This is a genomic window from Nocardia sp. NPDC049149, assembly GCF_043197455.1.
In the GTDB taxonomy this organism is placed as follows: Bacteria; Actinomycetota; Actinomycetes; order Mycobacteriales; family Mycobacteriaceae; genus Nocardia.
Map to the genome: position 1 here is coordinate 170,585 of NZ_JBICTD010000015.1, position 24,253 is coordinate 194,837.

1 protein-coding gene (only partly in view) is annotated in these 24,253 nt (G+C 68.3%); it reads right to left on the bottom strand.

Annotated features, from left to right (window positions below):
* Positions 1 to 24,253, bottom strand: the 3' portion of a protein-coding gene (locus ACGFNJ_RS40665) for a non-ribosomal peptide synthase/polyketide synthase (RefSeq protein WP_393461366.1). Its footprint extends 4,682 nt past the window's final position; 24,253 of the gene's 28,935 nt are visible here — the last part of the coding sequence; the start codon falls outside the window, past its right edge — the gene reads right to left on this strand; it ends in the stop codon at positions 1 to 3.

Sequence of the window (24,253 nt, forward strand, 5' to 3'; positions counted from 1 at the left end):
CTACTCCGTGGTGACGATCGTCAGGTCGGTGGGTGCGTCTGCTGGGTCGGCTGGGGTGACGAACCAGTGGGTGACCTCGCCGTCGGTGAGGTCGTCGAGGTGGGGGCCGCCGGAGGGGAGGACCGAGAGGGCGCCTGCGGTGGCGGAGGCCAGGAACTCGAGGAGAGCGGCGCGGCCGGTGGTTGCCGTGGTGTAGGTGGTGGATTCGTAGGTGATGGCGTAGTGGGCGCGGATCTGCTCGGCGTTGGCCAGCGCCTCGGCCTGGGACAGTGTGACGATCTCGTTCGCGGTGGGGACGACGAAGGCCGGATGGTCTTCGCCGAGAGGGCGGACTCGGTCCGCGTACGAGACCGGGTGCGGCGCCGCCGCGGCCAGGTCCTGCTGGACCTGCCGGTCGGCGGGCACCAGCCAGCGGATATCGCTGTCCGGGTCCGGGTTCATGGTGATCCCGAAACCGGCTCCGGCGGCGGTCATCTCGGCGGCGGTGAGGTCCGCGGCGAACAGGCATGCCGCGCCTGCCTTCTGGACGGCCCAGATCGCGACGGTGGTGTCCACGGAGCGTGGCAGTGCTACGGCGACAATGTCGCCGGGGCCGACGCCACGATCGATGAGGACCCGCGCCAGTTGTGCGGAGCGGCGATCCAAGACCTGGTACGGGATTTCGTCGCTGTCGTCGAGCAGCGCGGGCGCATCGGGGTCCTCCTCGACCACTTCGGCGAGCACCTTGGCAACCGTGCGCGCCCCGACTCGACTCGCCGCGTCCGGGTTGGCAACCGTTGCGGTGCTGGTAGATTCGGCGAGCAGCCGGGCCCGCTCGCCGGCATCGAGGATGTCGATGTCGCCGACGAGCCGGTCCGGATCGCCAGCCAGCGCATCGAGCACCCGAACCAGCCTGGCAGCAAGGGTTTCCACGTCGTCCGCGGTGAACCGGCTGCTCAGATACTTCAGCGTCAGCTCGAGGGTGTCCGCGGCGGTCACCGCCACGGTCAACGGGTAGTGGAGCGCGTTGTCGGCCGTCGACGACTCGTCGACGGACGCTGCAGGCATCGCGTCCCGGTCCGTCGGCACGGACTCGAACACCACCAGGGTGTCGAACAACGCGCCGTGGCCGACGACCCGCTGGATATCGGTGAGACCGATGTGATCGTGCTCGAGCAGCTCGGCCTGATCGCGCTGCAACCGCTCGAGAAGTTTGCCGATGCTTTGGCGCTCGTCGATCCGCAGCCGCACGGGCACTGTGCACAGACCGACCATCGACGCGACGCCGGATCGCCCGGACGCGGTAGCGCCGAACACCACATCGCCACGGCCGGTGAGCCGTCCGAGCAGGATGCCCCAGGCCGCCTGCACCAGCGTCGGCATCGTGACGCCGAGTTCGGTGGCCTGCTCGGCGAGTTGACGGGTGCGGTCGGCGTCGACCGCGACGACCAGCTCGCCGATCTCGTACTGCTCAGCGGTACGCGGTTGCGGCGCAAGCTGAGTCGGCTCGGTGACGCCGTCGAGCGCGGTCGCCCACGCCACCAACGCTGCCTCGTGGCCGCGCTCCGCCGACGACTCGGCCGGGAAGACAGACACCGGATGGTCACCGGCGTACTGCTCGACCTCCACCGCCAGACTCGCAACGGAGGACGCCTCGAACAGCACCCGCACCGGCAGCTCGGCATCCAATGCCGCACCGAGCCGCGTAACCACCTGGCTGGCCAGCAGTGAAGTACCACCGAGACCGAAGAAGTCGTCATCAGCACCGACTCGCTCGACACCGAGCACCTCGCTGTACACCGAGGCCACGAGCTCCTCGATCGGCGTCGACGGTGCACGGAACACCAGAGCCGCCTGCGTGATTCGGGAATCACCGATCTGCGGCGTGCCATCGGCACGAACCCGGTAGCCCAGCTCGCCGTCGGCGTTCCAGGCCACCAGGTCACCGGTGCGATACATCCGAGCACCCGGCCGGAACGGATTGGCCACGAACCGATCCGCGGTCAACGCCGCGCAATCGACATAGCCCCGCGCGAGTTGTGCACCGGCCAAATACAACTCACCGGGCACACCGTCTGGCACCGGGCGCAACCGCGAATCCAGCACATAGACCTGACTGTTCCACTCGGGTACACCGATGGGCACCGAGGTCTGATCCGCCGCGCTCACCCGATGACTCGTGATCGAGACAGCGGCTTCGGTCCGACCGTAGAGGTTGAACAGCTCGGTACGAGTGTGATCGCGCAGGAACTGTTGTGCCAGTGCGCCTGGCAACGCCTCGCCGAGGAGCAGGACCCGCCACAGCGAGTTCGGGAACGCACCAGCGGTCAACGCCTCCAGCATCGACGGCTCCGCATGCAGCGTGGTGATCCACTCGGTAGCCATCAACTCGTTGAGATACGCCGGATCTCGATCTCCATCCGGACCGGCGATGACCAAACGGCCACCACACACCGCCGCCGACCAGCACTCCCATACCGCAATGTCTGCCGTCACAGGAGTTTTCAACACAAACGCATCAGCAGCATCGAGCCCGAACTCACTCACCTGCCACTGCAATTGATTCACGACCGCACCATGCGAAACCGCGATGCCCTGCGGCTGACTTACCGGGAACAACACATACGCCGTATTCGAAGTCCGCAACGGCGCAACCCGCTCCGCGTCCGTGACCGGTGCCTTGTCCAGCTCGGACAACGCGATCCCGTCGATTCGCACCACGGGTGCGATATCGGTATCGAACCCGGCGTCGACATTGGTCAGCACGCACACCGGTGCCACGGTTTCGAGGATGTAGTCCGTACGCTCGACAGCCTGATCTGGATCCACCGGCACATACGCACCACCAGATTTGACCACCGCATACATGGCAACGATCAGATCCACCGACCGCCGCAACGCAAGAACCACCCGCGACTCCGGGCCAACACCCAACGAGATCAAATGCCGCGCAAGACGATTCACCCGCGCATCGAGTTCACCGTAAGTGACCGAGGCGCCGTCCTCGGTGACCAGCGCGACTTCCTTCGGTCCCGTCGCCACGCTCGCGTCGAGCAACGACGCCAGCGTGGCCGCCGAATCCACCGCGTAGTCGGTCGCATTACGCCCCGACACCAGCTCGGTCCGTTCCGCGGCATCGAGCAGCTCGATGTCATCGATCGCGGTGCGCGGCGCGGCAAGGAGCGCATCGAGCAGTCGCACGAACCGATCGGCGAAGCCCTGCACCGTATTCCGATCGAAGATATCGGTGGCATAGGTGAAGACACCGGTAATGCCTTCCGGCGCAGCAGTATCGCTGTAACGCTCGGTGGCGGTCAGGGAAAGATCGAACTGCGTGCACCCGGTGCTGATATCCATCCCGGCCACCGTCAGGTCCGGCAGCTCCAGCCCGGCCTGCGCCGGGTTCTGGAACGCCAACCCCACCTGGAACAGCGGATGCCGTGCGGTGCAGCGCTCCGGGTCGAGCACCTCCACCAGCCGCGCGAACGGCAGCTCAGCGTTGACGAACGCCTGGATGTCGGTATCGGATTGCCGCGCAAGCAGTTCAGTGAACGTCGCCGCGCCGTCGATGCGGCTGCGGAGGACCACTGTGTTCGCGAACATGCCGATCAGGTCGTCGAGGACCTGCTCGCCTCGACCCACGGTCGGCGTGCCGATCGCGAAGTCGCCGGTACCCGACAACCGAGCCAGCAGCACCGCGAGCGCGGTGTGCACGACGGTGAACAGCGTCGTGTCTTCGCTCCGCGCGAGCTCGAGCAACGCCGCATGGGTCGCAGCGTCGAGCTGCACGCCAACCTTGCCGCCGGCGAAAGACCGCAGTGCCGGGCGCGGACGGTCCGCAGGCAGATCCACCCGATCGGGCAGCCCAGCAAGCGCGCCGCGCCAGTAAGCGCTTTGCTCGGCCGCCAACGACTTCGCGTCGTCTGCACTACCCAACAACGCACGCTGCCAGCTGCTGTAGTCGGCGTACTGCACCGCAAGCGGAGTCCAGTTCGGCGCCGCTCCTGCCGAGCGCGCCGCGTAGGCGATCAGCAGATCCCGCGTCAATGGCCGGAAGGAGGAACTGTCACCGCAGAGGTGGTGCAGCACCATCGCAAGGACGTACTCGACCGCGGCCGACGGTTCGGTGACGTCCGTTGTCTCCCCGGCAATTTGGAACAGCACAACCTTCATCGGCACCTCGGTGGTGACGTCGAACAGCGTCGAAGTCAGTGCCACCACGGCGGATTCGATATCCGCGGGGGAAACCACCCGCACCTCGACCCGCGGCACCGCCTGGGCTGGCGGCAGGACCACCTGTACCGGACCCGCGTCGGTCTGCGGGTAGATCGTGCGCAGGATCTCGTGCCTGCTCACCAGATCCCCGATGGCGGACCGCAGCGCGGCCACATCCAGCGCACCGGTCAGCCGCACCGCGATCGGCACGTTGTCCGCGGCCGAGTCCCGATAGCACCGATTGAGGAACCACACGCGCTGCTGCGCGAACGACAGCGGAAGATGTTCCGGCCGTGGCGCAGCGACCAGCGCGGTGCGTCCGGCCGCATCGGTCCGCTGGGCGACCCGCACCGCCATCGCGGCGACGGTCGGCGCATCGAACAGCAACCGCACCGGCACCCGAGTGTTCAGTACGGCACCGAGGCGCGCGGCGACCTGGGTGGCCAGCAGCGAGGTGCCGCCCCGTGCGAAGAAGTCGTCGTCGAGTCCGAAACGTTCGGCGCTGCCGACCTCCGTGTCGGGTCGCTGCTGCGCGTCCTCACCCGAGGTCCGCAGCACTTCGGCGAAGATACTCGCCACGATCTGCTCGATCGGCGTAACCGGCGCACGGAACACCGCCTGCTCGAGCATCGGCCCCGGCAATGCCTTCCTGTCCTGCTCGCCGCCCCGGAAATTCAGCTCCCCGTTGGCATCCCACGCCACCAGGTCGCCGGTGCGATACATGCGAGCACCAGGGACGCCGAACGGGTCGGCGACGAACCGCTCGGAAGTGCGCTGTGCGCGACCGAAGTAGCCACGCGCCAACTGCGCACCCGCCAAATACAACTCACCGGACACACCGGGCGGAACCGGCCGGAGCCTGGCGTCCAGCACATAGACCTGACTGTTCCACCCCGGCACACCGAGCGGTACCGAGGCTTGATCTGCTTCGGTCAGCAGGTGGCTGGTGACCGATACCACGGCTTCGGTCACGCCGTAGAAGTGATACAGCGACGTGTTGAGGAGACCCACAGAGTTGTTGCGCCGGAACCGTTGTGCGGTCGCCACGGGCAGCACCGCGCCGACTGTCAGCACCCTGCGCAGTGACGAGGGCATCCGGCCACCGGACTCGGTGAGCAGCGAATCCAGCAGCGACGGCGCCGCATACAGCGTGGTGACCCCGGTGTTGCGCATCAATTCGTTCAGGTATGCCGGATCACGGTGGCTGTCGACAGCCGAAAGCACGAGGCGGCCACCCGATACCGCCGCCGACCAGCACTCCCATCCCGAAAGGTCACCTGTCGCCGCGGTCTTCAGCACGATCACGTCCTCGGTGCCGAGGCCCAAGCCCGCTACTTGCCACTGCAACTGGTTGACGATCGCCCCATGCGGCACTGCGACGCCGCTGAACTGACCGGCCGAATCGGGCGCAAAGATCACCGCGGCGGTGTTGGCCGGGGTCAGCGCGCCACGCCTCTCTTCGGCTCTCACCGGCGTGGACGCGAACCCGGACAGATCCAGGGCGTCGATCTGCACGACATCGGCTGCCGCGCTACGGAACCCGTCCCGACCGGTGGTCAGCACGCACGCCGGTGCCGCGAGTGCAAGCAGGTCACCGGTTCGCTCTCCAGGTTGATCCGGATCGATCGGCACATACGCCGCGCCCGATGTCGCGACCGCGAACATCGCGACCACCAGATCGATGGACCGCCGGATCGCCAGCGCCACTCGGTCTTCCGGGCCGACACCGCGTTCGATCAAGTACCGCGCCAGCCGGTTCACCCGTGCGTCCAGCTCCGCATAGGTGAGCTCGAGCAGGCCGGTCGGCGCGTCGGCGACCAACGCGACCGCATCCGGAGTCGCCGCGACCGTGGCCGCAAGCAGTGAAACCAGCGTCGCGTCCGTGTCGACCGCGTGCGCGGTGTCGTTCCAGGTGGTCAGGATCCGGTCGGTCTCCGCTGCCGCAAGCAGGTCGATCGCACCGACCGCGACGGTCGCGTCGGCGACGACGGCGTCGAGCACCCGCACGAACCGATCGGCGAAGCCACGCACCGTGTCTTCGTCGAACAGGTCGATGGCATAACCGAATTCGGCGCTGATCCCGGCGGGCACGCCGTCTCCGGCGTATCGGTCGTCCAGCGTGAGATGCAGGTCGGTCCTGGCCTGTCGCGCGTCGACGGTGTACGTGCGCACCGTGAGACCTGGCAGTTCGATGCTGGTCTCGGTCGGCTGCCGACCCGAAAGACCCACCTGGAACAGCGGATTGCGCGCGGTCGAGCGCATCGGGTCGATGACCTCGACGAGGCGCTCGAACGGCACATCGCCGTTCGCGAACGCCGCCAGGTCACGCTCCTTGACGTCGGCGAGCAGATCGACGAACCGAGCACCCGGCTCGACCATGGTGCGCAGCACCAGGGTGTTGTCGAACATGCCGATCAGGTCGTCGAGTTCGTGCTCCGTCCGGCCCGCGATCGGCGTGCCGATCGCGATGTCGTCGGCGCCGGACATGCGCGCGAGCAGCACAGCCAACGCCGCATGCAGCACCATGAACAGCGACGCATTTGCCGCGGTGGCAAGGTCGTGCAGGCGCGCATGGTGCTGCGGAGCGATCTCGAAGCGAATTGCCTTGCTCTGGAACGACTGCACGGCTGGTCGCGGCCGATCAGTCGGCAGCTCCCACCGATCGGGCAATTCCGCGAGTGCGGTCTGCCAGTACGCGATCTGTTGTGCGGCCAGCGCTTCCGGATCGTCCTCGGATCCGAGCCTCGTGCTCTGCCACAGCGTGTAGTCGGCGTACTGCACCGGCAGCGGCTGCCAGTGCGGCGCCTCACCTTCCCCACGAGCGACGTACGCGGCCATCAGGTCTCGGGCCAGTGCGCCGAGCGACGATCTATCGGCGGCCACCTGGTGCACAGTGAACGCGAGCACATGCTCGTCCGGCGCTGTCCGGAACAGCGCAACGGCCAGCGGCACCTCGACGGTGACGTCGAAGGTGGTCTGCGCGAAAGCGATGACCTTGCCGGGCAATTCGTCCTCGGTGACATCGACCGGCGTGAGCGCAGCCTGCGCCGCGGGCTGAATCACCTGGTGCGGACCGTCCACCGACCACGGATAGATGGTGCGCAGCACTTCGTGGCGAGCGATCACATCGCCGATCGCCTGGTCCAGCACGGTCACGTCGATGCTGCCCGACAACCGCACGGCCAACAGGATGTTGTCGACCGCCGAAGTGGCCGTATCGAACTGGTTGAGGAACCAGTAGCGCCGCTGCGACTGCGCGAGCGGGATCCGCGCGGGACGCTCGCCCACCACCATGGCGGCAGGCACCTCGTCACTCTGCTCAGCCTTGCGCTCGTTCAGCAGCGCGTGGTCACCGATCGGTCGATCGGGCTCAGCCGCAACGTCTTTCAGAAGCCGGGTGAACCGCTGACCCAGTTCCGCGATCGTCGCCTCGTCGAAAAGATCAGTGGCATAGACGAGCTCGGCACTGATCCCGGCCGGGGCGGACACAGCACCGTGCGGTTGCGCCGCATTCCGCTCCGACAACGTCAGCCGCAGATCGACCTTCGCCGCCTCGGCAGGCAGCTCGACGCCGCTGACCGTGACCCCCGGCAGCTCCACCCTGTGCTCGTCGCGGCTCTGGAACGCCAGCATCACCTGGAACAGCGGATGCCGCGCCTGCGAGTGCGCCGGGTGCAGGATCTCGACCAGCCGCTCGAACGGCAGGTCCGCATGGTCGAACGCGGCGGCATCGATGGCGCGCACCGAGCGCAGCAGAGCGGTGAAGGTCGCGCCTGCGTCGACCGCTATCCGCAGCACCACAGTGTTGGCGAATGCGCCGATCAGTTCGTCGAGCGCGCGCTCGTCACGACCAGCAACCGGCGTACCGATCGCGATATCGTCCGCACCGGACATCCGGGCCAGCAGCGTCGCGAGCGCGGCATGCGCAATCATGAACAGCGTCGCGCCCTTGGTGCGCGCGAGATCGGCGAGCAGCCGGTGGGTTTCGACGTCGATCTCGAATACGTGTGTCACACTGCGACCGGAAGCGACGGCGGGTCGTGGCCGCCCGATGGACAGATCGAGTTGCTCGGGCAGCCCGCGCAACGCCGACGCCCAGTATCCGATCTGCTTGGCGAGCAGCGATTCCGGATCATCCTCGACGCCGAGCACGCCACGCTGCCACAGCGCGAAGTCGGGGTACTGCACGTCCAGTGGCCGCAACGCGGCTTCGCCACCCTCGACGCGGGCGCCGTAGGCGGTCAGCACCTCCCGGGCGAGCATGCCCATCGAGTCGGCGTCGGCCGAGATGGCGTGCACCACCAGCGCGAGCACGTGCTCGGTCGGGCTGGTCTCGAAAAGCCTTGCCAGGAACGGCACCTCGCTGGACACCTCGAACGCGGTCCGTGTCAGCTCGGAAAGCTGTTCGGGCAGTTCGGCCTCGGTCACGTCGAACGGCGCCAGATCGGGGATAACCTCGCCGGTGGCGACGATCTGCTGCTGCGCGACGCCGTCGACCTCGGGGTAGCAAGTGCGCAACGATTCGTGCCTGGCCAGTACATCGGCAACAGCGATTTGCAGCGCCTGCCGGTCGAGCAGACCCGACAGCCGAACCGCCACCGAGCCGGTGTCGACGGCCGAGGCGGGATCGACCCGGTTACGCGACCACAGCACCTGCTGTGCCAGCGACAGCGGCACCAGCGCGGGCCGCTGCTGCGGCACCAGCGCGGGCCGCGTATCGCCGCAGGCACGCGCCTGCGCCAGCGCCGCGAGCGCGACCACTGTCGAGTCCTCGAACAGCTCGCGCACGCCCAGGTCGATGCCCAGCTCGGTCGACAGCTTGGCCGCAACTCGCAGCGCGCTCAACGAGTTGCCACCGCGCGCGAAGAAGTCGTCGTCGAGGCCGACCTGTGCCAGGCCGAGCACCTCAGCGAACGTGTCGGCGACGATCTCCGCCACCGGTGTCGTCGGCGCACGGAAGACCGCTGCCTCGGAGACAGGCGCGGGCAACGCATTCCGATCGACCTTGCCGAAGGCGTTGCGCGGGATCTCGTCCAGCACCATCACCACGGACGGCACCATGTCGGCGGGTAACCGCTCCGCCAAGTCCTCGCGCAGCAGCTCGACGTCCACTCGGACACTCGGCGCCGCAACGACATACGCGACGAGTTGGTCTCCGGTCCGTACCTCCGAGTGGATCACGACGACCGACTGAGCGATCTCGTCCAGCGCGGCGAGCGCGGCCTCGACCTCACCGAGTTCGAGGCGCACCCCACCAAACTTGACCTGGAAGTCGTTGCGCCCCAAGTACTCCAGCTCACCGTGCACCGGCTCACCCGCCGCCGACGCACCGTCCCTCGTCGAATCGCTCAGCGCCGCCGGAACCCATCGGACCAGATCGCCCGTGCGATACATCCGCGTACCCACCCCGAACGGATTCGCCACGAACCGATCGCAGGTCAGATCCGGCCGCGCGATGTAGCCGCGGGCCAGCTGACTGCCCGCCACGTACAGCTCACCCGCGACACCCACCGGAACCGGGCGCAACCGCGAATCCAGCACGTACACCTGAGTGTTGAACACCGGGGCACCGATCGGGACGGTGTCGGCGTCGGCATCGGTCACCTCGTGGCGGGTGACGTCGACCGCGGCCTCGGTCGGTCCGTACAGGTTGTGCACCGCGGCGCCGGTCAGCGCACGCAGCCGGTGGGCGTGCTTCGGCACAAGCACCTCACCGGACACGAACACCAGGCGCAGGGAAGCACACTGCACCGCGGCGGAAGGCCCAGAGGCCGTAGCTTGCGTCACCGCGGAGGGACCCGCGTCCGACGCCGCCGAACTCAGGAACAGCGCCAGCATCGACGGCACGAAGTGGGTGACGGTGACCCGCTCGGCGCCGATGAGCTCAGCCAGGTACGCCGGATCCCGATGCCCGCCGTGCTCTGCGACCACCAGGCGGGCACCGATCTGCAAGGGCCAGAAGAACTCCCACACCGACACATCGGAGGTCGCAGGCGTCTGCTGCAGCACCGTGTCGGTGACATCGAGCGGGTAGGCCGACTGCATCCACACCAGGCGGTTGACGATCGCCGAGTGCGGAACAGCGACGCCCTTCGGGTGCCCGGTCGCACCGGACGTGAAGATCACGTACGCGGTGCTCGACGGACGCAGTGGCGCCCAGCGATCCGCGTCGGTGATCGGCGCCTCCGACAGCCCACTCAGGTCGAGCAGGTCGACGCGGACCTGCGCGGTATCGACGTCGAGGTCGCGGCCAGAGGTCAGCACGCACACCGGATCCGCGGTGGCCAGAATGTATTCCGTGCGCTCGGCCGGATGATCCGGATCCAGCGGCACGTAGGCGCCGCCCGCAACGAGGACCGCGTACATGCTGACGATGAGATCGGCGGAGCGCCGCATACCAAGCGCCACCTGCGATTCCGGGCCGATACCGCGGGCGATCAACCAGCGCGCCAGCTGATTCACCCGGCCCGCGAACTCGTCATATGACAGCGTCACGAAGTGACTCGATGGGGGGTGGTGGCCGGGCGACGGGTTGGCCTGCATCACAAAGCGACTCGACGAGGGACGGTCGGACGACGCGAGGGCCAGACCTGTCCCCTGGAACGTCAGCGCGGTCGCGTCAGGGGTGCGTTCGGCCTGCTCGTAGAACATCGAGACGAGCGTCGCGGCCGAATCCACCTCGTGCGCTGTGTTATTCCACTCGGCGACGACAAGTTGACGCTCAGCGGTGTCGAGCAGCTCGATATCGCCGACTGGCGCACCAGGTTCGGCGGTGATCGCGGCAAGGACCAGGAGCAGCCGATCGACGACGCGCCGCATGGTCTGTTCGTCGAGCAGCTCACGCCGGTAGCGTGCGCGGATCCGCAGCGTCGAATCCAGCTGCGCGACAAGCGTCACCGGGTAATGCGTGACATCGGCCGCCTCGAGGCCGGCCACCGCGATCCCGTCGATGGCCGCGGCTTGCTCACGAATGCCTGCGGCAACCAGCGGGGCGGACTCGAACACGACCAGCGTGTCGAACAGGCCACCGACGCCGACCGCGGACTGGATCTCCGCGAGGCCGACGTGGTGATGGTCGAGCAGCTCCGCCTGCTCACGGTGGATCCTGATCAGCAGCCGCCGCACGGTCTCGGCCGGATCCAGCCGCACCCGCACCGGCACGGTGTTGGCGAGCACGCCGACCATGCCCGCCACACCGGTCAGCTCCGACGGACGCCCAGACACGGTGGCGCCGAACAGCACATCGTCGCGCCCGGTCATCCGGCCGATGAGGATCGCCACGGCAGCGTGAAGGACGGTGTTCGGGCTGACGCCCAGCGATGCGGCCAGCGCGGCCAGCCCAGCGGTCGCCGACTCGTCGAGCTCAATTGAGTGCACGCCGGACTGCGCGGTGATCTCCCGCCCGGCAGCGGGTCTGGCAAGCAGTGTCAGTTCGGATACCCCGCGCAGCGCGCTGACCCAAGCGTCGAGGGAGGCCGAGTGATCCTGCTGCGCAGTCCATTCCAGGAAGTGCCGGTAGGAGTGCACAGCAGGCAGCGCGCTGGTGTCCGCGTCGGCGGCGTACAGCGCGAGCAGGTCACGCACGAGCAACGGCATCGACCGGCCGTCGAGCAGGATGCGGTGGTACGACATCACCAACTGCCAGTGCCCGATGTCTGCTGTGGCGTCGTCGGGTCCCGTCACGGTGCCCCGAGTTACCTCCCCTGCCATCCGGATCAGCATGAACCGGACCAGCGGCGGCTCGGCCAGGTCGAAGCGCTCGCCGCGGTCGGAGGCGAGGAGCTCGTCGCAGACGTCCTGGTCGACCCGAACGTGCTCGGTCCACGGCACTTCGACGCTGTCCAGCACCAGCTGCACGGGATTGCCGTCGTGGTCGGCGCTGAACGCAACGCGCAGGTTCTCGTAGCGATCCACCAAAGCCTGTGCCGCCGAAAGCAACCGGGCCGTATCGAGCTGGCCGGTCAAGGTCAGCACTAGCTGGCCGGTGTAGACGTCCACCGATGCGGCAGCCAGCCTGGCATGGAACAGCAGCCCCTCCTGCAAGGCCGACAACGGCCAGACATCGCCGACCCGAGGGAAACGCCGCTCCCAGCCGTCGATGTCGCGCTGCGTGCAGCGCACCAGAGCGAAGTCCGACGGCGTGTGCCCACCGGCATCAGGCGAATTCGCGTGCTGGACAACCGCTTCCAGTGCACTCACCCACAACGCAGCGAATTCCTGGACGGCGGCGGCACCTACGAGCGTCGAGGGGTAGCCGATGTGCGCGGTCAGCTTGTCGCCGACCACGATCACGGTGATGTCCAGCGCCGCCGTCACGGGGAGGCACGCGCCACAACCGCCATCGAGTTCGCCGAGATCGGCGGCGGGGAGCCAGCCGGCGTCAGGCCCCTCACCTGCAGCGAGGCGGCCACGGTAGGTGAACCGCACCTGCCCCGGCGGTGCCGCAGGCAACTCTGCGGCGGTCTCCTGGTTGAGATGCCGCAGCAGGCCGTAACCGATGCCGTGATCCGGCACCGCGCGCAGTTGCTCCTTGACCGCTTTGACTGCCTGACCGAGCGCGAGCCCACCGGCCAGCGCGGCATCGACGTCCATGCCGGACAGGTCGAAGCGGACCGGGAAGCTCACAGTGAATCGGCCGACGGTGCGCGAGAGATCAGCACCGGGAACGACATCCGATGCCCGGCCGTGGCCTTCCAGCCAGAGCAGCGGCGCAGCCTCGCCGTGCGCACCCGCCACCCGGGTCTGCCACTGCGCCAACGCCAACGCCAACGCGGTCAACAGACCGTCCTGCACGTCACCGTGGAACAGGGCGGGGACCGTGGTCAGCAGCGCCTCGGTGACCTCCGCGGCGACCTCGACCCGCAGCTTCTCGACGACGTCCGAGGTGTCGCCCGCCGGATCCAGCGGGCGGTCGGTCAGCAGCGGATCGGCCGCGCGCACCACCGAACGCCAGTAGTCCAGCTCGGCAACGCGTTCGGCGCTGCGTGCCACCCGTTCGAGCGCATGCGCCCAGGCCCGCATCGAGGTAGCCGGTGCGGGCTGTTCCGTGGCCGCACCGGCAGTGTGGCTGTGCCACGCCGCAGCGAAGTCCGGCACCAGAATGCGCCATGAGGCATCGTCGACCACCAGATAGTGCCCGACCACGATCAGTCGTCCGGCTCGCGCACTGCTCGACGGCTCCATCCACACGAACCGAATGACAACGCCCGCAGCCGGATCCAGTCGATTGAGCGCGGAATCCATTGCGGCGGTGGCGATCTCGGCCAGCCCAGCGCTATCGACATCGGCGTCGAAGAGGGTCTGATCAATCAGCGCGTCCACATCGACTGTGCCCGGCGCCGCGGTCTCGAGCACCCACTCCTGGTCCACCTGACGCAGGCTCGCCCGCAACATGTCGTGCCGATCGATGACCGCGCCGACGGTCGCGACGATGTCCGCTCGGTCAATGCCGACCGGAAGCTCCAGCGCGAGTGTCTGATTGAGCCTGGTGAACCCATCGGGGCGCTGCGTCATGCACCGGACGACCGGCGTGAGCGGGATGGTGCCGACACCGCCGCCGGGCAGCTCGGCAAGCACGACCGCGGTCGCTGCCGCGCGCTCCGTGGTCTCGGCGACATCGGCAGACCCGTCCACCGCGCCCCGCTCGACGCCGTCCCGTGGCGTGGCTACCAGACTCGCGGGCGCGGACAAGGCCGGAGCCCGCTCGGCGGGTGCGGGCAGCGCGCGCCGGTCCAGCTTTCCGCTGACCGTCAACGGAATCCATTCGAGCCGCACCAGCGCCGACGGCACCATGTGGCCGGGCAGCAGCGCCGCCGCGCCGTCGCGGATCTGGTCGAGCACCGGGACGGTGTCCGGCTCGGCGACGACGTAGGCCACGATCCGTTGATCGCCTGGCTTGTCCTCACGCACGATGACCGCCGCCTGGGCGATTCCTGGTTGAGCGAGGATCGCGGACTCGATCTCGCCGAGCTCGATCCGAAAGCCGCGGACCTTCACCTGGTCGTCGGCGCGGCCCAGATATTCCAACTCGCCGAAGCGATTCCAGCGCGCCAGATCGCCGGAGCGGTACAGGCGCGCGCCCGCCTCCGCGTCGCCGAGCGGGTCGGCCACGAATCGCGTCGCCGACAGGCCGGGACGGCCGAGGTACCCGCGCGCCAACTGCGTTCCCGCAACATAGATTTCACCGGCGACGCCGACCGGAACCGGCCGCAGCCGGTGATCGAGCACGTACACCCGCAGGCCGGCGACGGCCCTGCCGACCACGGAACCCGCGGCAGCCGCGATGGTCGCGGCGTCCAGCGCACGGTACGACACGTGCACCGTGGTCTCGGTGATGCCGTACATGTTCACCAGCCGCGGCGCTTCGGCGCCGCGGCGGGCCACCCAATCGGCGAGCCTGCGCAGTTCCAGCGCCTCGCCGCCGAAGACCACGTAACGCAGCGCAAGCGGCGAAACGTCCGGCGCGGCATTGCGATCCGCTTCGGCCAGTTGATAGAACGCGGACGGGGTCTGGTTGAGCACCGTGACCTGTTCGGCGCGCAACAGTTCCAGGAACTGCTCCGGCGACCGCGAGGTGTAGTAGTCGACGACCACCAAGGTGCCGCCGAACAGCAGCGGACCCCACAGCTCCCACACCGAGAAGTCGAAGGCATAGGAGTGGAACAGCGTCCACACGTCGTCGGGACCGAAACCGAAGTCGCGATCGGTATTCGCGAACAGCCGCACCACATTCCGATGTGTGACCGCGACACCCTTCGGGCGGCCGGACGAGCCCGATGTGTACATCAGGTACGCGACGTGATCGGGCGACAGCGCGGCGTTGCGGTCGGCGTCGGCGATCGGCGCGTCGTCGGCGTCTTCGATATTCCCGGTCTCCACCGCGAACCCGTCGAGCACCACGCTCGGCAGTGTCACCGGAACCCGTACCTGGACCGTCGAATCCAGGATCACACTCGTCGGCTGGGCGTCGGCGAGCACAGCGGTGATGCGATCGACCGGGTAGGTCGGGTCGACGGGCACATAGCCCGCACCGCTCTTCGTCACCGCGACCAGCGCGACCACCAGGTCGAGCGAACGCGGCAGGATCACCGCGACCAGCGTCTCGGGCCCGGCGCCGTCGGCGATCAGCCTGCGCGCCAGCACATTCGCGCGCCGGTCCAGCTCGGCATAGGTCAGTGTCTCGACCCCGAAGCGGGCCGCCGTCCGGTGCGGGTGCTCGGCAACTGCGGCGTCGAACAGCGTATCCAGGGTCGGCGCCGGACCACCGAACCGTCCTGCGGCACTGTCCATTCCAGAGGACACCCACAGTTGCGTGACGGCGAGGCGCTCGTCTGCACCGAGCAGATCGATGTCACCGACCGCGATCCGCGGATCTGCGGCGACGGCGTGCAGCACGCGCACCAACCGATCGGCGAAGACGGCGACCGTCGCCGGGTCGAACAGCTCGGTCGCGTAATTCCACGACATGCCGAGCCCACCGTCCGCGGCCACGCCGACGGTCAGGTGCACATCGAACTGGGCTGTGCCCGTCTCGAATTCACCGATCCCTGCGGCGACACCGGGCAGCCCGACCAGCTCGAGTTCGTCAGCCAAAGCCGTCTCGAAGGTCAGCGCAACCTGAAACAGCGGGTGATGTGCTCGCGAACGCTCCGGGCTGATCACATCCACCAGCTGTTCGAATGGCAACTCGGCGTTCGCGAAGGCGGCAAGATCGGTGCGGCGGACCTGCTCGAGCAGCTCGCCGAAGCGCACCGCCGGATCGACCTCGCTACGCAACACCACGGTGTTGGTAACCATGTCGTCGAGCCCACGTTCACGACGCCCGGACACCCGGGTGCCGATCGCGATATCGGTGCTGTTGGACAACCTGCCCGCCCACACCGCGAGCGCGGCGTGCACGACCATGAACAGCGTGACACCGTGCTCGCGCGCACGTCCGGCCAGCGCGGCACGCAGGTCGGCATCGATCGAGAAGTCATGCGTACCACTGGCATTGCCGACGACCTCGGGCCGCGGCCGATCGGCGGGCAACTCGATCTGGTCCGGCAGATCACGCAACTGCGTGGTCCAGTACTCGAGCTGCCCGGCGGCCACAGACTCCGCGTCCATCTCGGGTGCATCGTCTTGCCCGACAGGGGCTGCCATCCTGGCGGCCACACCGATCACCGTCGATGCCTCGAACAGCACACGAACCGGAACCTGAGTGTTCAGCGCGACACCGAGGCGGGCCGCGACCCGAACAGCGACCAGCGAATCGCCGCCGAGCGCGAAGAAGTCGTCGTCCAAGCCGATCTGCTCGACACCGAGCACCTCGGCAAAGGCATCGGCGACGATCTCCTGCACCGGCGTGACCGGGGCACGGAATGCCTTGGCCGCGACCGTCGGTGCGGGCAGTGCCTGGCGATCCAGCTTGCCGGTGACATCGAACGGGAACTCGTCGAGCACCACGAACGCCGAGGGCACCAGATACGCCGGCAGCCGCCCCGCGAGATCGGCCCGCACCGCGTCCGGGCTGAGGGTGCGACCCGGATCGGCGATCAGGTAGCCGACGAGGTGCTCGCCGGTGTGCTCCTCGGTGCGGACGAGCACCACCGCCTGACTGACGGCATCGACGGCAAGCAGCGCGGCCTCGATCTCGCCGGGATCGAGGCGCTGCCCACCCAGCTGCATCGGAAAGTCGTTGCGGCCCAGGTACTCCAGCTCACCATCGGCCGCCCAGCCGTCCCCGCGTCGGGAAGGCGGTATCCACCGGACCACATCACCCGTGCGATACATGCGCACACCGGCGCCGAACGGATTGGCCACGAACCGTTCCGTCGTCAGGTCGGGACGCCCGACGTAGCCGTGCGCCAGCTGGGCGCCCGCGAGGTACAGCTCACCCGCGACGCCCACCGGAACCGGGCGCAGCCGCGAATCCAGCACGTACACCTGAGTGTTGAACACCGGGGCACCGATCGGCACCGTGCCGGTGTCCGCGTCGGTCACCTCGTGGTGGGTCGCATCGACCGCGGATTCGGCGGGGCCGTAGAGATTGTGCAGGCGGGCACCGGTCATGGCACGCAGCCGCTGTGCGGCCGCCGCGGGCAGCCCGGCACCGCCGGAAAACACGTTGCGCAGCGTGGTCGCCTGACCGATGGCGTCCTCGGCCACGCACCTGGCCAGCAGCGACGGCGCGAATTGCACTGTGGTGACGGACTCTTCCGCGATCACCCGCAGCAGGTAGGCCGGGTCACGGTGGCCGTGCGGCGCGGCCAGCACCAGTCGGGCGCCGACCTGCAACGGCACGAAGAACTCCCACACCGACGCGTCGACGGTGGCCGGCGTCTGCTGCAGCAGCGCATCGTCGGCGGCCAGCCCGTACTCGGCATGGGTCCAGACCAGGCAGTTCACGATCGAGGCGTGCGAGACCGCAACGCCTTTCGGTGGTCCGGTCGGGCCGGAGGTGACGATGACGTAGGCGGTGTTGGCAGGCCGCAGCGGCTTGTGCCGGTCCGCGTCGGTCAGCGGTTCGTCGGAGAAGCCGGACAGGTCGAGCTCATCGATGCGAACCTGTCGTGCGACCGTGCTGTCCAGGTCGACTCCCGAGGTCAGCACGCAGACCGGGCGGGTGGTCTCGAGGATGTGCTGGATGCGCTCGGCCGGATCATCCGGATCCATCGGCACGTAGGCGCCGCCGGCCGCATTGATCGCGTACATGCCGACGACGAGTTCGAGCGAGCGCCGAATACCGAGCGCCACATAAGATTCCGGGCCGACGCCGGCTTCCTTCAGCCAGCGCGCCAGTCGGTGCACCCGAGCGGCAAACTCACCATAGGAAAGGGTCGCGTTATCGTAAGTCACCGCCGCCGCGTCCGGCGTCCGCGCCACCTGGGCCTCGAACAGCGAAACCAGCGTCGCGGCGGCATCACCCGACTGCGACGTCAACGCCGCGTCGATGGGAAATTCGGTGTCGTTCCACTGCTCGAGCACCAGCGTGCGCTCGGCGTCACCGAGCAGTTCGATATCGGCCACCGCGACGTCGGCGTCGGCGGCCACCTCGCGCAACACTCGAATCATCCGTTCGGCGAATGTCGCGGCGAATGCGGCATCGAACAGATCTGTGGCGTAACGCAGTTCGACGTCCATCGCGTTTTCGGACCCCGGCACCGCGCTGAGCAGGAGCTGCAGGTCGACCTGCGTCGTCCGCTGATCGATATCGAGCCCGGCCACGGTCAGGCCCGGCAGCTCGATGGCGGCGCCGCCCTGGTTTCGGAAGGCGAGCAGCACCTGGAACAGCGGATGCCGGGCCGGTGCGCGGACCGGGTCGAGCGCATCGACCAACCGCGCGAAGGGCAGGTCCGCGTGCGCGAACGCCTGAATGTCCTTGGTACGCACCTGCGCCAACAGATCAGCGAAGGACTGATCGACGTCCACCTGTGTGCGCAACACCAGAGTGTTGACGAACGTGGCGACCATGCCGTCGAGCACCTGTTCGGCACGACCCGCGACCGGGGTACCGATAGCGATGTCACCTGTGCCGCTGAGCCGGGCGAGCAGCGCCGCAAAGGCGCTGTGCACCACCATGAACAGCGTGGCGTCGTGCGCGTGCGCCAGCCGGTTCAGCTCATCGATCAACGCACCGGGCACCCGGAACCGATGTGTCCCCGCCGCATACGACGCCACCGCAGGCCGCGGCCGTGCGGACAGCCGCAGTTCGTTGGGCAACCCGTCGAGCGCAGTGCGCCAGTAGCCGATCTGCTGAGACAGCAGCGACGCCGGATCATCCTGCGAACCAAGCATTTCCCGCTGCCACAGCGCGAAGTCCACGTAGTGGACGGCGTGCGGCGCCCAGTCCGGTTCCGACGCCGTATTGCGCGCGAGGTAGGCGGTCATCAGATCCCCGACCAGCGGCCGCATCGAAAAGTCGTCCGCGGCAATGCGATGCACCACGAGGACGAGGACATAGTCCTGATCGCCGAGCTGGTAGGCGCACAGCCGCAGCGGCGGCTCAGCGGTCACATCCATGCCGCGCTCGACGAATTCGGCCATGGCGCCGAGCACTCCACCCTCGGCGACCTGGACGACCGCCAGGTCCGGGATCGCCCTGATCGCGGGCAGCACCCGCTGATAGGCCACCCCGTCCCGCAACGGGTAAACGGTGCGCAAGGATTCATGCCGCCCGACTACATCGGCGATCGCGCCGCGCAGCGCGTCCAGATCCAGTGCGCCCGTCAGGCGCAGGGCGATCGTGCTGGTGTCGGCGGCCGAGTCGGCATCGAAGCGGTTCAGGAACCACACCCGCTGCTGTTCCGGCGACAGCGGCGGGTACTCGGGCCGTGCCTGCGCCGTAAGCGCTTGGCGCGCACCGGTTGCCACCCACGACGGCAGGCGGGCTGCCAAGGCCGCCACGGTCGGCGCCTCGAACAGCGCGCGTACCCCGATCTCGGTGTCCAGTGTCATGCTCAGCCGCGCCACCAACTGGGTGGCGACCAGCGGGTTGCCGCCGAGCTCGAAGAAGTCGTCGTCCACGCCGACGCGTTCGCGCCCGAGCAGCTCGCCGAAGGCCTGCGCGACGATCTCCTCGATCGGCGTGGTCGGTGCGCGGAATCGCTTGGCCGCGAACACCGGAGGGGTCACCGCCCTGCGCTCGCGCTTGCCGCGGCCCAGGTATTCCAGCACGCCGTCCGTCGCCCAGCGAACCAGATCGCCGGTTCGGTACATCCGCGCGCCCGCCGCGCCGAAGGGATTGGCGACGAAACGATCCGCGGTGCGGCCTGCGCGGCCGAGGTAGCCGATGGCGAGCTGATCGCCCGCAAGATAGAGCTCACCTGCGACACCCGGTGCGACGGCGTGCATCCGCGCGTCGAGCACGTAGACCTGGGTGTTCCACACCGGCCTGCCGATCGGCACCGACCCGGTATTTGCTTCCGTCGCTTCGTGATACGTGACGCTGCCCGTTTCGGTGGGTCCGTACAGGCAGTGCAGCCTTGCGTCGGTCAGCTCACGCAGCCTTACCGCGGTCGCCGCGGGCAGCGCGGCGCCCGAGACGAATATCTGCCGCAGCCACGACAACAGATCGCGGTTCTCGTTCCCGAGCGTTGCGACGAATGCCGACAGCATCGACGGCACGAAATGCGTCGTGGTGATGCCGTGTTCGGCGATGAGTTGCGCCAGATACCCCGGATCCCGGTGTCCGTCCGGCTTCGCAACGACCAGCCGCGCGCCGGTCTGCAAGGGCCAGAAGAACTCCCACACCGATGCGGCGCGAGCCACCGGCGTCTGTCGCAGCACGGCGTCGCCGCCGCCGATCGGGTACCCCTGCTGCAGCCAGCGCAGCTGGTTGACGATCGCGTGATGGCTGACCGCAACACCTTCCGGCCGACTGATCGACCCGGCGCTGAACAGGACGCAGGCGGTATGGCCCGGCCGCAGCGGTCGAGTGCGTTCGGCATCGGTGAGCGGCTCGCCGCTCGAGGTGGCGATGCCGGGCACACCCTCGATGCCTTCGATCGCGATGACCGGGACCTCGCGCTGCAGATCGATGCCGAAACCATCCGCGGAGCGGTACAGGATCATCCGCGGGCGCGCGGTGTCGATGATGTGATCGATCCGGTCGGCGGGCTGATCCGGGTCGAGCGGCACATAGGCCGCACCCGTCTGCAGCACCGCGTACATCGCGATGACCAGCTCGTTCGAGCCTCGGATCGACAGTGCGACAAGCGATTCCGGTCCGACACCGGCGCCGATCAGCTGTCTGGCGATCCGGTTGGCCCGCACCTGCAGTTCCCGGTAGGTGAGCCGCTCCTCGTCGAAGACCAGGGCCACCGCGTCCGGGGTGGCCGCCGCTTGGGCGTCGAACAGTGACACCAGCGTTTCACCGGGCACCTGCCGCGCGGTGTCGTTCCACTCGACGAGCACCTGGGTGCGCTCTTCGGGCGACAGCAGGTCGATGTCGCCGACCGGCACCGTCGGGTCGGCGGTGACCGCCGCGAGCACTCGATCCAGGCGGCGGGCGAACGCCGCCACCGTCGCCTCATCGAAAAGATCTTCGGCGTAACGGAATTCGGCTGATATCCCGGCGTACTCGCCGTGCTCGTCTTTGGTCTCGTGCAGGGTCAGCTGCAAATCGACCTTGGCCAGTCGCGTGTCGTAGTCGACGCCGCGTACGGAAAGCCCAGGCAGTTCCACGGTGGCCTGCCCGGTGTTCCGGAAGGCCAGCAGCACTTGGCACAGCGGGTGCCGCGCCTGCGAGCGGGCCGGGTGCAGCACCTCGACCAACCGCTCGAACGGCACGTCGGCGTGCGCGAACGCGTGCAGGTCCGTCTCACGGGCCTGCTCGAGCAGGTCGGCGAAGCTCGCCGCGCCGTCCACGTCGGTGCGCAGCACCAGCGTGTTGACGAACATGCCGATCAGCTCGTCCAGCGCCGCCTCACCGCGGCCTGCCACCGGGGTGCCGATGGTGATGTCGCCGGTGCCGCTCAGCCTGGCGAGCAACACGGCGAGCGCGCTGTGCATCACCATGAACAACGAGGCACTACCCCGATGACCGAGTTCGACCAGCGCGCGCCGCATTTCACCGGAGATGACGAACGGGTGGGTGCCGCCTCGATACGAGGCGACGGCGGGCCGAGGCCGATCCGACGGCAGCACCAATTCCGCGGGCAGGCCGGCGAGTTCGCGCGCCCAGTACCGAATTTGCGTGGCGATCAGCGAACTCGGGTCGCTCTCGGCGCCGAGCACCTCGCACTGCCACAGCACGTAGTCGGCGTACTGAACCGGCAGCGCAGGCCAGGCAGGCGCCTGCCAGGAGGTGCGGGCGACGTAGGCCTCCATGAGGTCGCGAGCCAGCGGCCGCATCGACCAGTCGTCGGCCGAGATGTGGTGCGCCACGACCCCGAGCACGTACTCGCTCGCGCTGATCTCGAAAAGCTTTGCCCGCAAAGGCACCTCGTTGGCCACGTCGAAGGCCACCGAGGCGAGCTCGACCAGGTGCCCGAGCAGCAGGTGCTCGGCCACCGGGATCGGCGTCAGATCGGGCACGATCTGCGCCGCCTCCCGTACCACCTGCACCGGCCCGGTCTTGGTCTCCGGGAACACGGTGCGCAGCGACTCGTGCCTGTCGATCACGTCGATGACGGCGACCTGCAACGCGGCGATGTCGAGGGCGCCGGAGAGCCGGATGACGAGCGGGATGTTGTTGACCGCCGACTCGGTGTCGAACCGATTGCGGAACCACATGCGTTGCTGGGCAAGCGAAAGCGGCACCTGTTCTGGCCGCACCCTGGCGACCAGCGCCTTGCGCGCGCCGTCACCGACCTGCGCCGCCACCCTTGCCGCGAGCGCGGCGACCGTGGGCGCCTCGAACAGCGTGCGCACCGGCACCCTGGTGTCGAGTGCGATGCCGAGGCGGGCGACGACCTGGGTCGCGATCAGCGAGTTCCCGCCGAGTTCGAAGAAGTCGTCGTCGACCCCGACCCTGACGATGCCGAGCACGTCGCCGAAGATCCGCGCGACGATCTCCTCGATCGACGTTGTCGGCGCACGGAATTCGGTGGCCTCGAACATCGGGGCAGGCAGCGCCTTGCGATCGAGCTTGCCGGACAGGTTGCGCGGCAACGCGTCCAGCACCACGATGGCCGACGGCACCATGTACGCGGGCAGCGTGCGGCGCACGCTTTCCTCGATGTTGTCGATGTCGACCGGACCCGCCGCGCTCACCACATAGGCAACGAGCCGATCTCCGACGATGGTGTCGACGGTGAGCACGACCGCCTGGGTGACGGCCGGATGGTCGAGCAGTGCCGCCTCGATCTCACCGAGCTCGATGCGCTGACCGTGGAACTTCACCTGGAAGTCGTTGCGGCCCAGGAATTCCAGCACCCCTGCGGTGCCGAGCTCGGGATCACGCGCCGCCACCCAGCGCACCAGGTCACCGGTGCGGTACAGGCGAGCGCCCGGTTTGCCGAACGGGTCGGCGACGAAGCGTTCCGCGCTCAGATCGGGGCGGCCGTGGTAGCCACGGGCGGTCTGCACGCCGCCCAGGTACAGCTCGCCGGGCACGCCGACCGGCACCGGGTCGAGGCCCTCGTCCAGCACGTAGGCCTGCGTGTTCCACACCGGGCGCCCGATCGGCACCGAGACGGGTGCGACCTCGTCGACGTGCCATGCGGTGGCATGCACGGTGTATTCGGTGGGGCCGTACAGGTTGTGCACCGCCGCGGTGGAGAACCGCCGGAACGCGGCGACCGTGCCGGGCGGCAGCGCCTCACCGCTGAGGAGAACCACACGCAGCGAGGCACATTCGGTGGTCGAAGCGGCTCCGGCGAACACCGGGAGCATCGAAGGCACGAACGAGGTCATGGTGACCTGATGGCGTCCGATGAGCTCCGACAGATACCTCGGGTCGTGCTGTCCTTCGGGCGCGGCGATGAGCAGGCGCGCACCTGCGGCCAAGGCGCCGAACAACTCCCACACCGACACGTCGAAGGTGACCGGGGTCTTCTGCAGGATCACGTCGGCAGGACCGATCCGGTATTCCGCGATGAGCCACGCGATCTGGTTGAGCATCGAACTGTGCGGCACCGCAACGCCCTTGGGCGCGCCGGTGGAACCGGAGGTGTAGAGCACATACGCGGTGTTGCTCGCGCGCAACGGCGCCCGCCGGTCGGCGTCGGTGACCATGGCGTCACTGAATTCGCTCAGGTCGAGGTCGTCGACGGCGAGCACAGGACAGCCGGGCGCGGTGACATTGTCGGACAAGGTCGTCAACACACAGACCGGCGCCGAGGTCGCCAGCACGTACTCGGTGCGCGCCGCCGGGTGCTCGGGATCGATCGGCACGTAACCGCCACCCGCGGTGAGGGTGGCGTAGAGGGCGATCAGCATGTCCACCGAACGGCGGATGCCGACGGCGACGAGCGTTTCGGGGCCGACGCCCTCGGAGATCAGCTTGCGCGCCAGGCGATTCACCCGCGCCGAGAATTCGGCATACGTGTGCGCCACTGCGCTTCGGACCGCATCGTCGAACAGCACGGCGAGGTCGTCGGGCCGCGCACGCACCTGCTCGGCGAACAGATCGAGG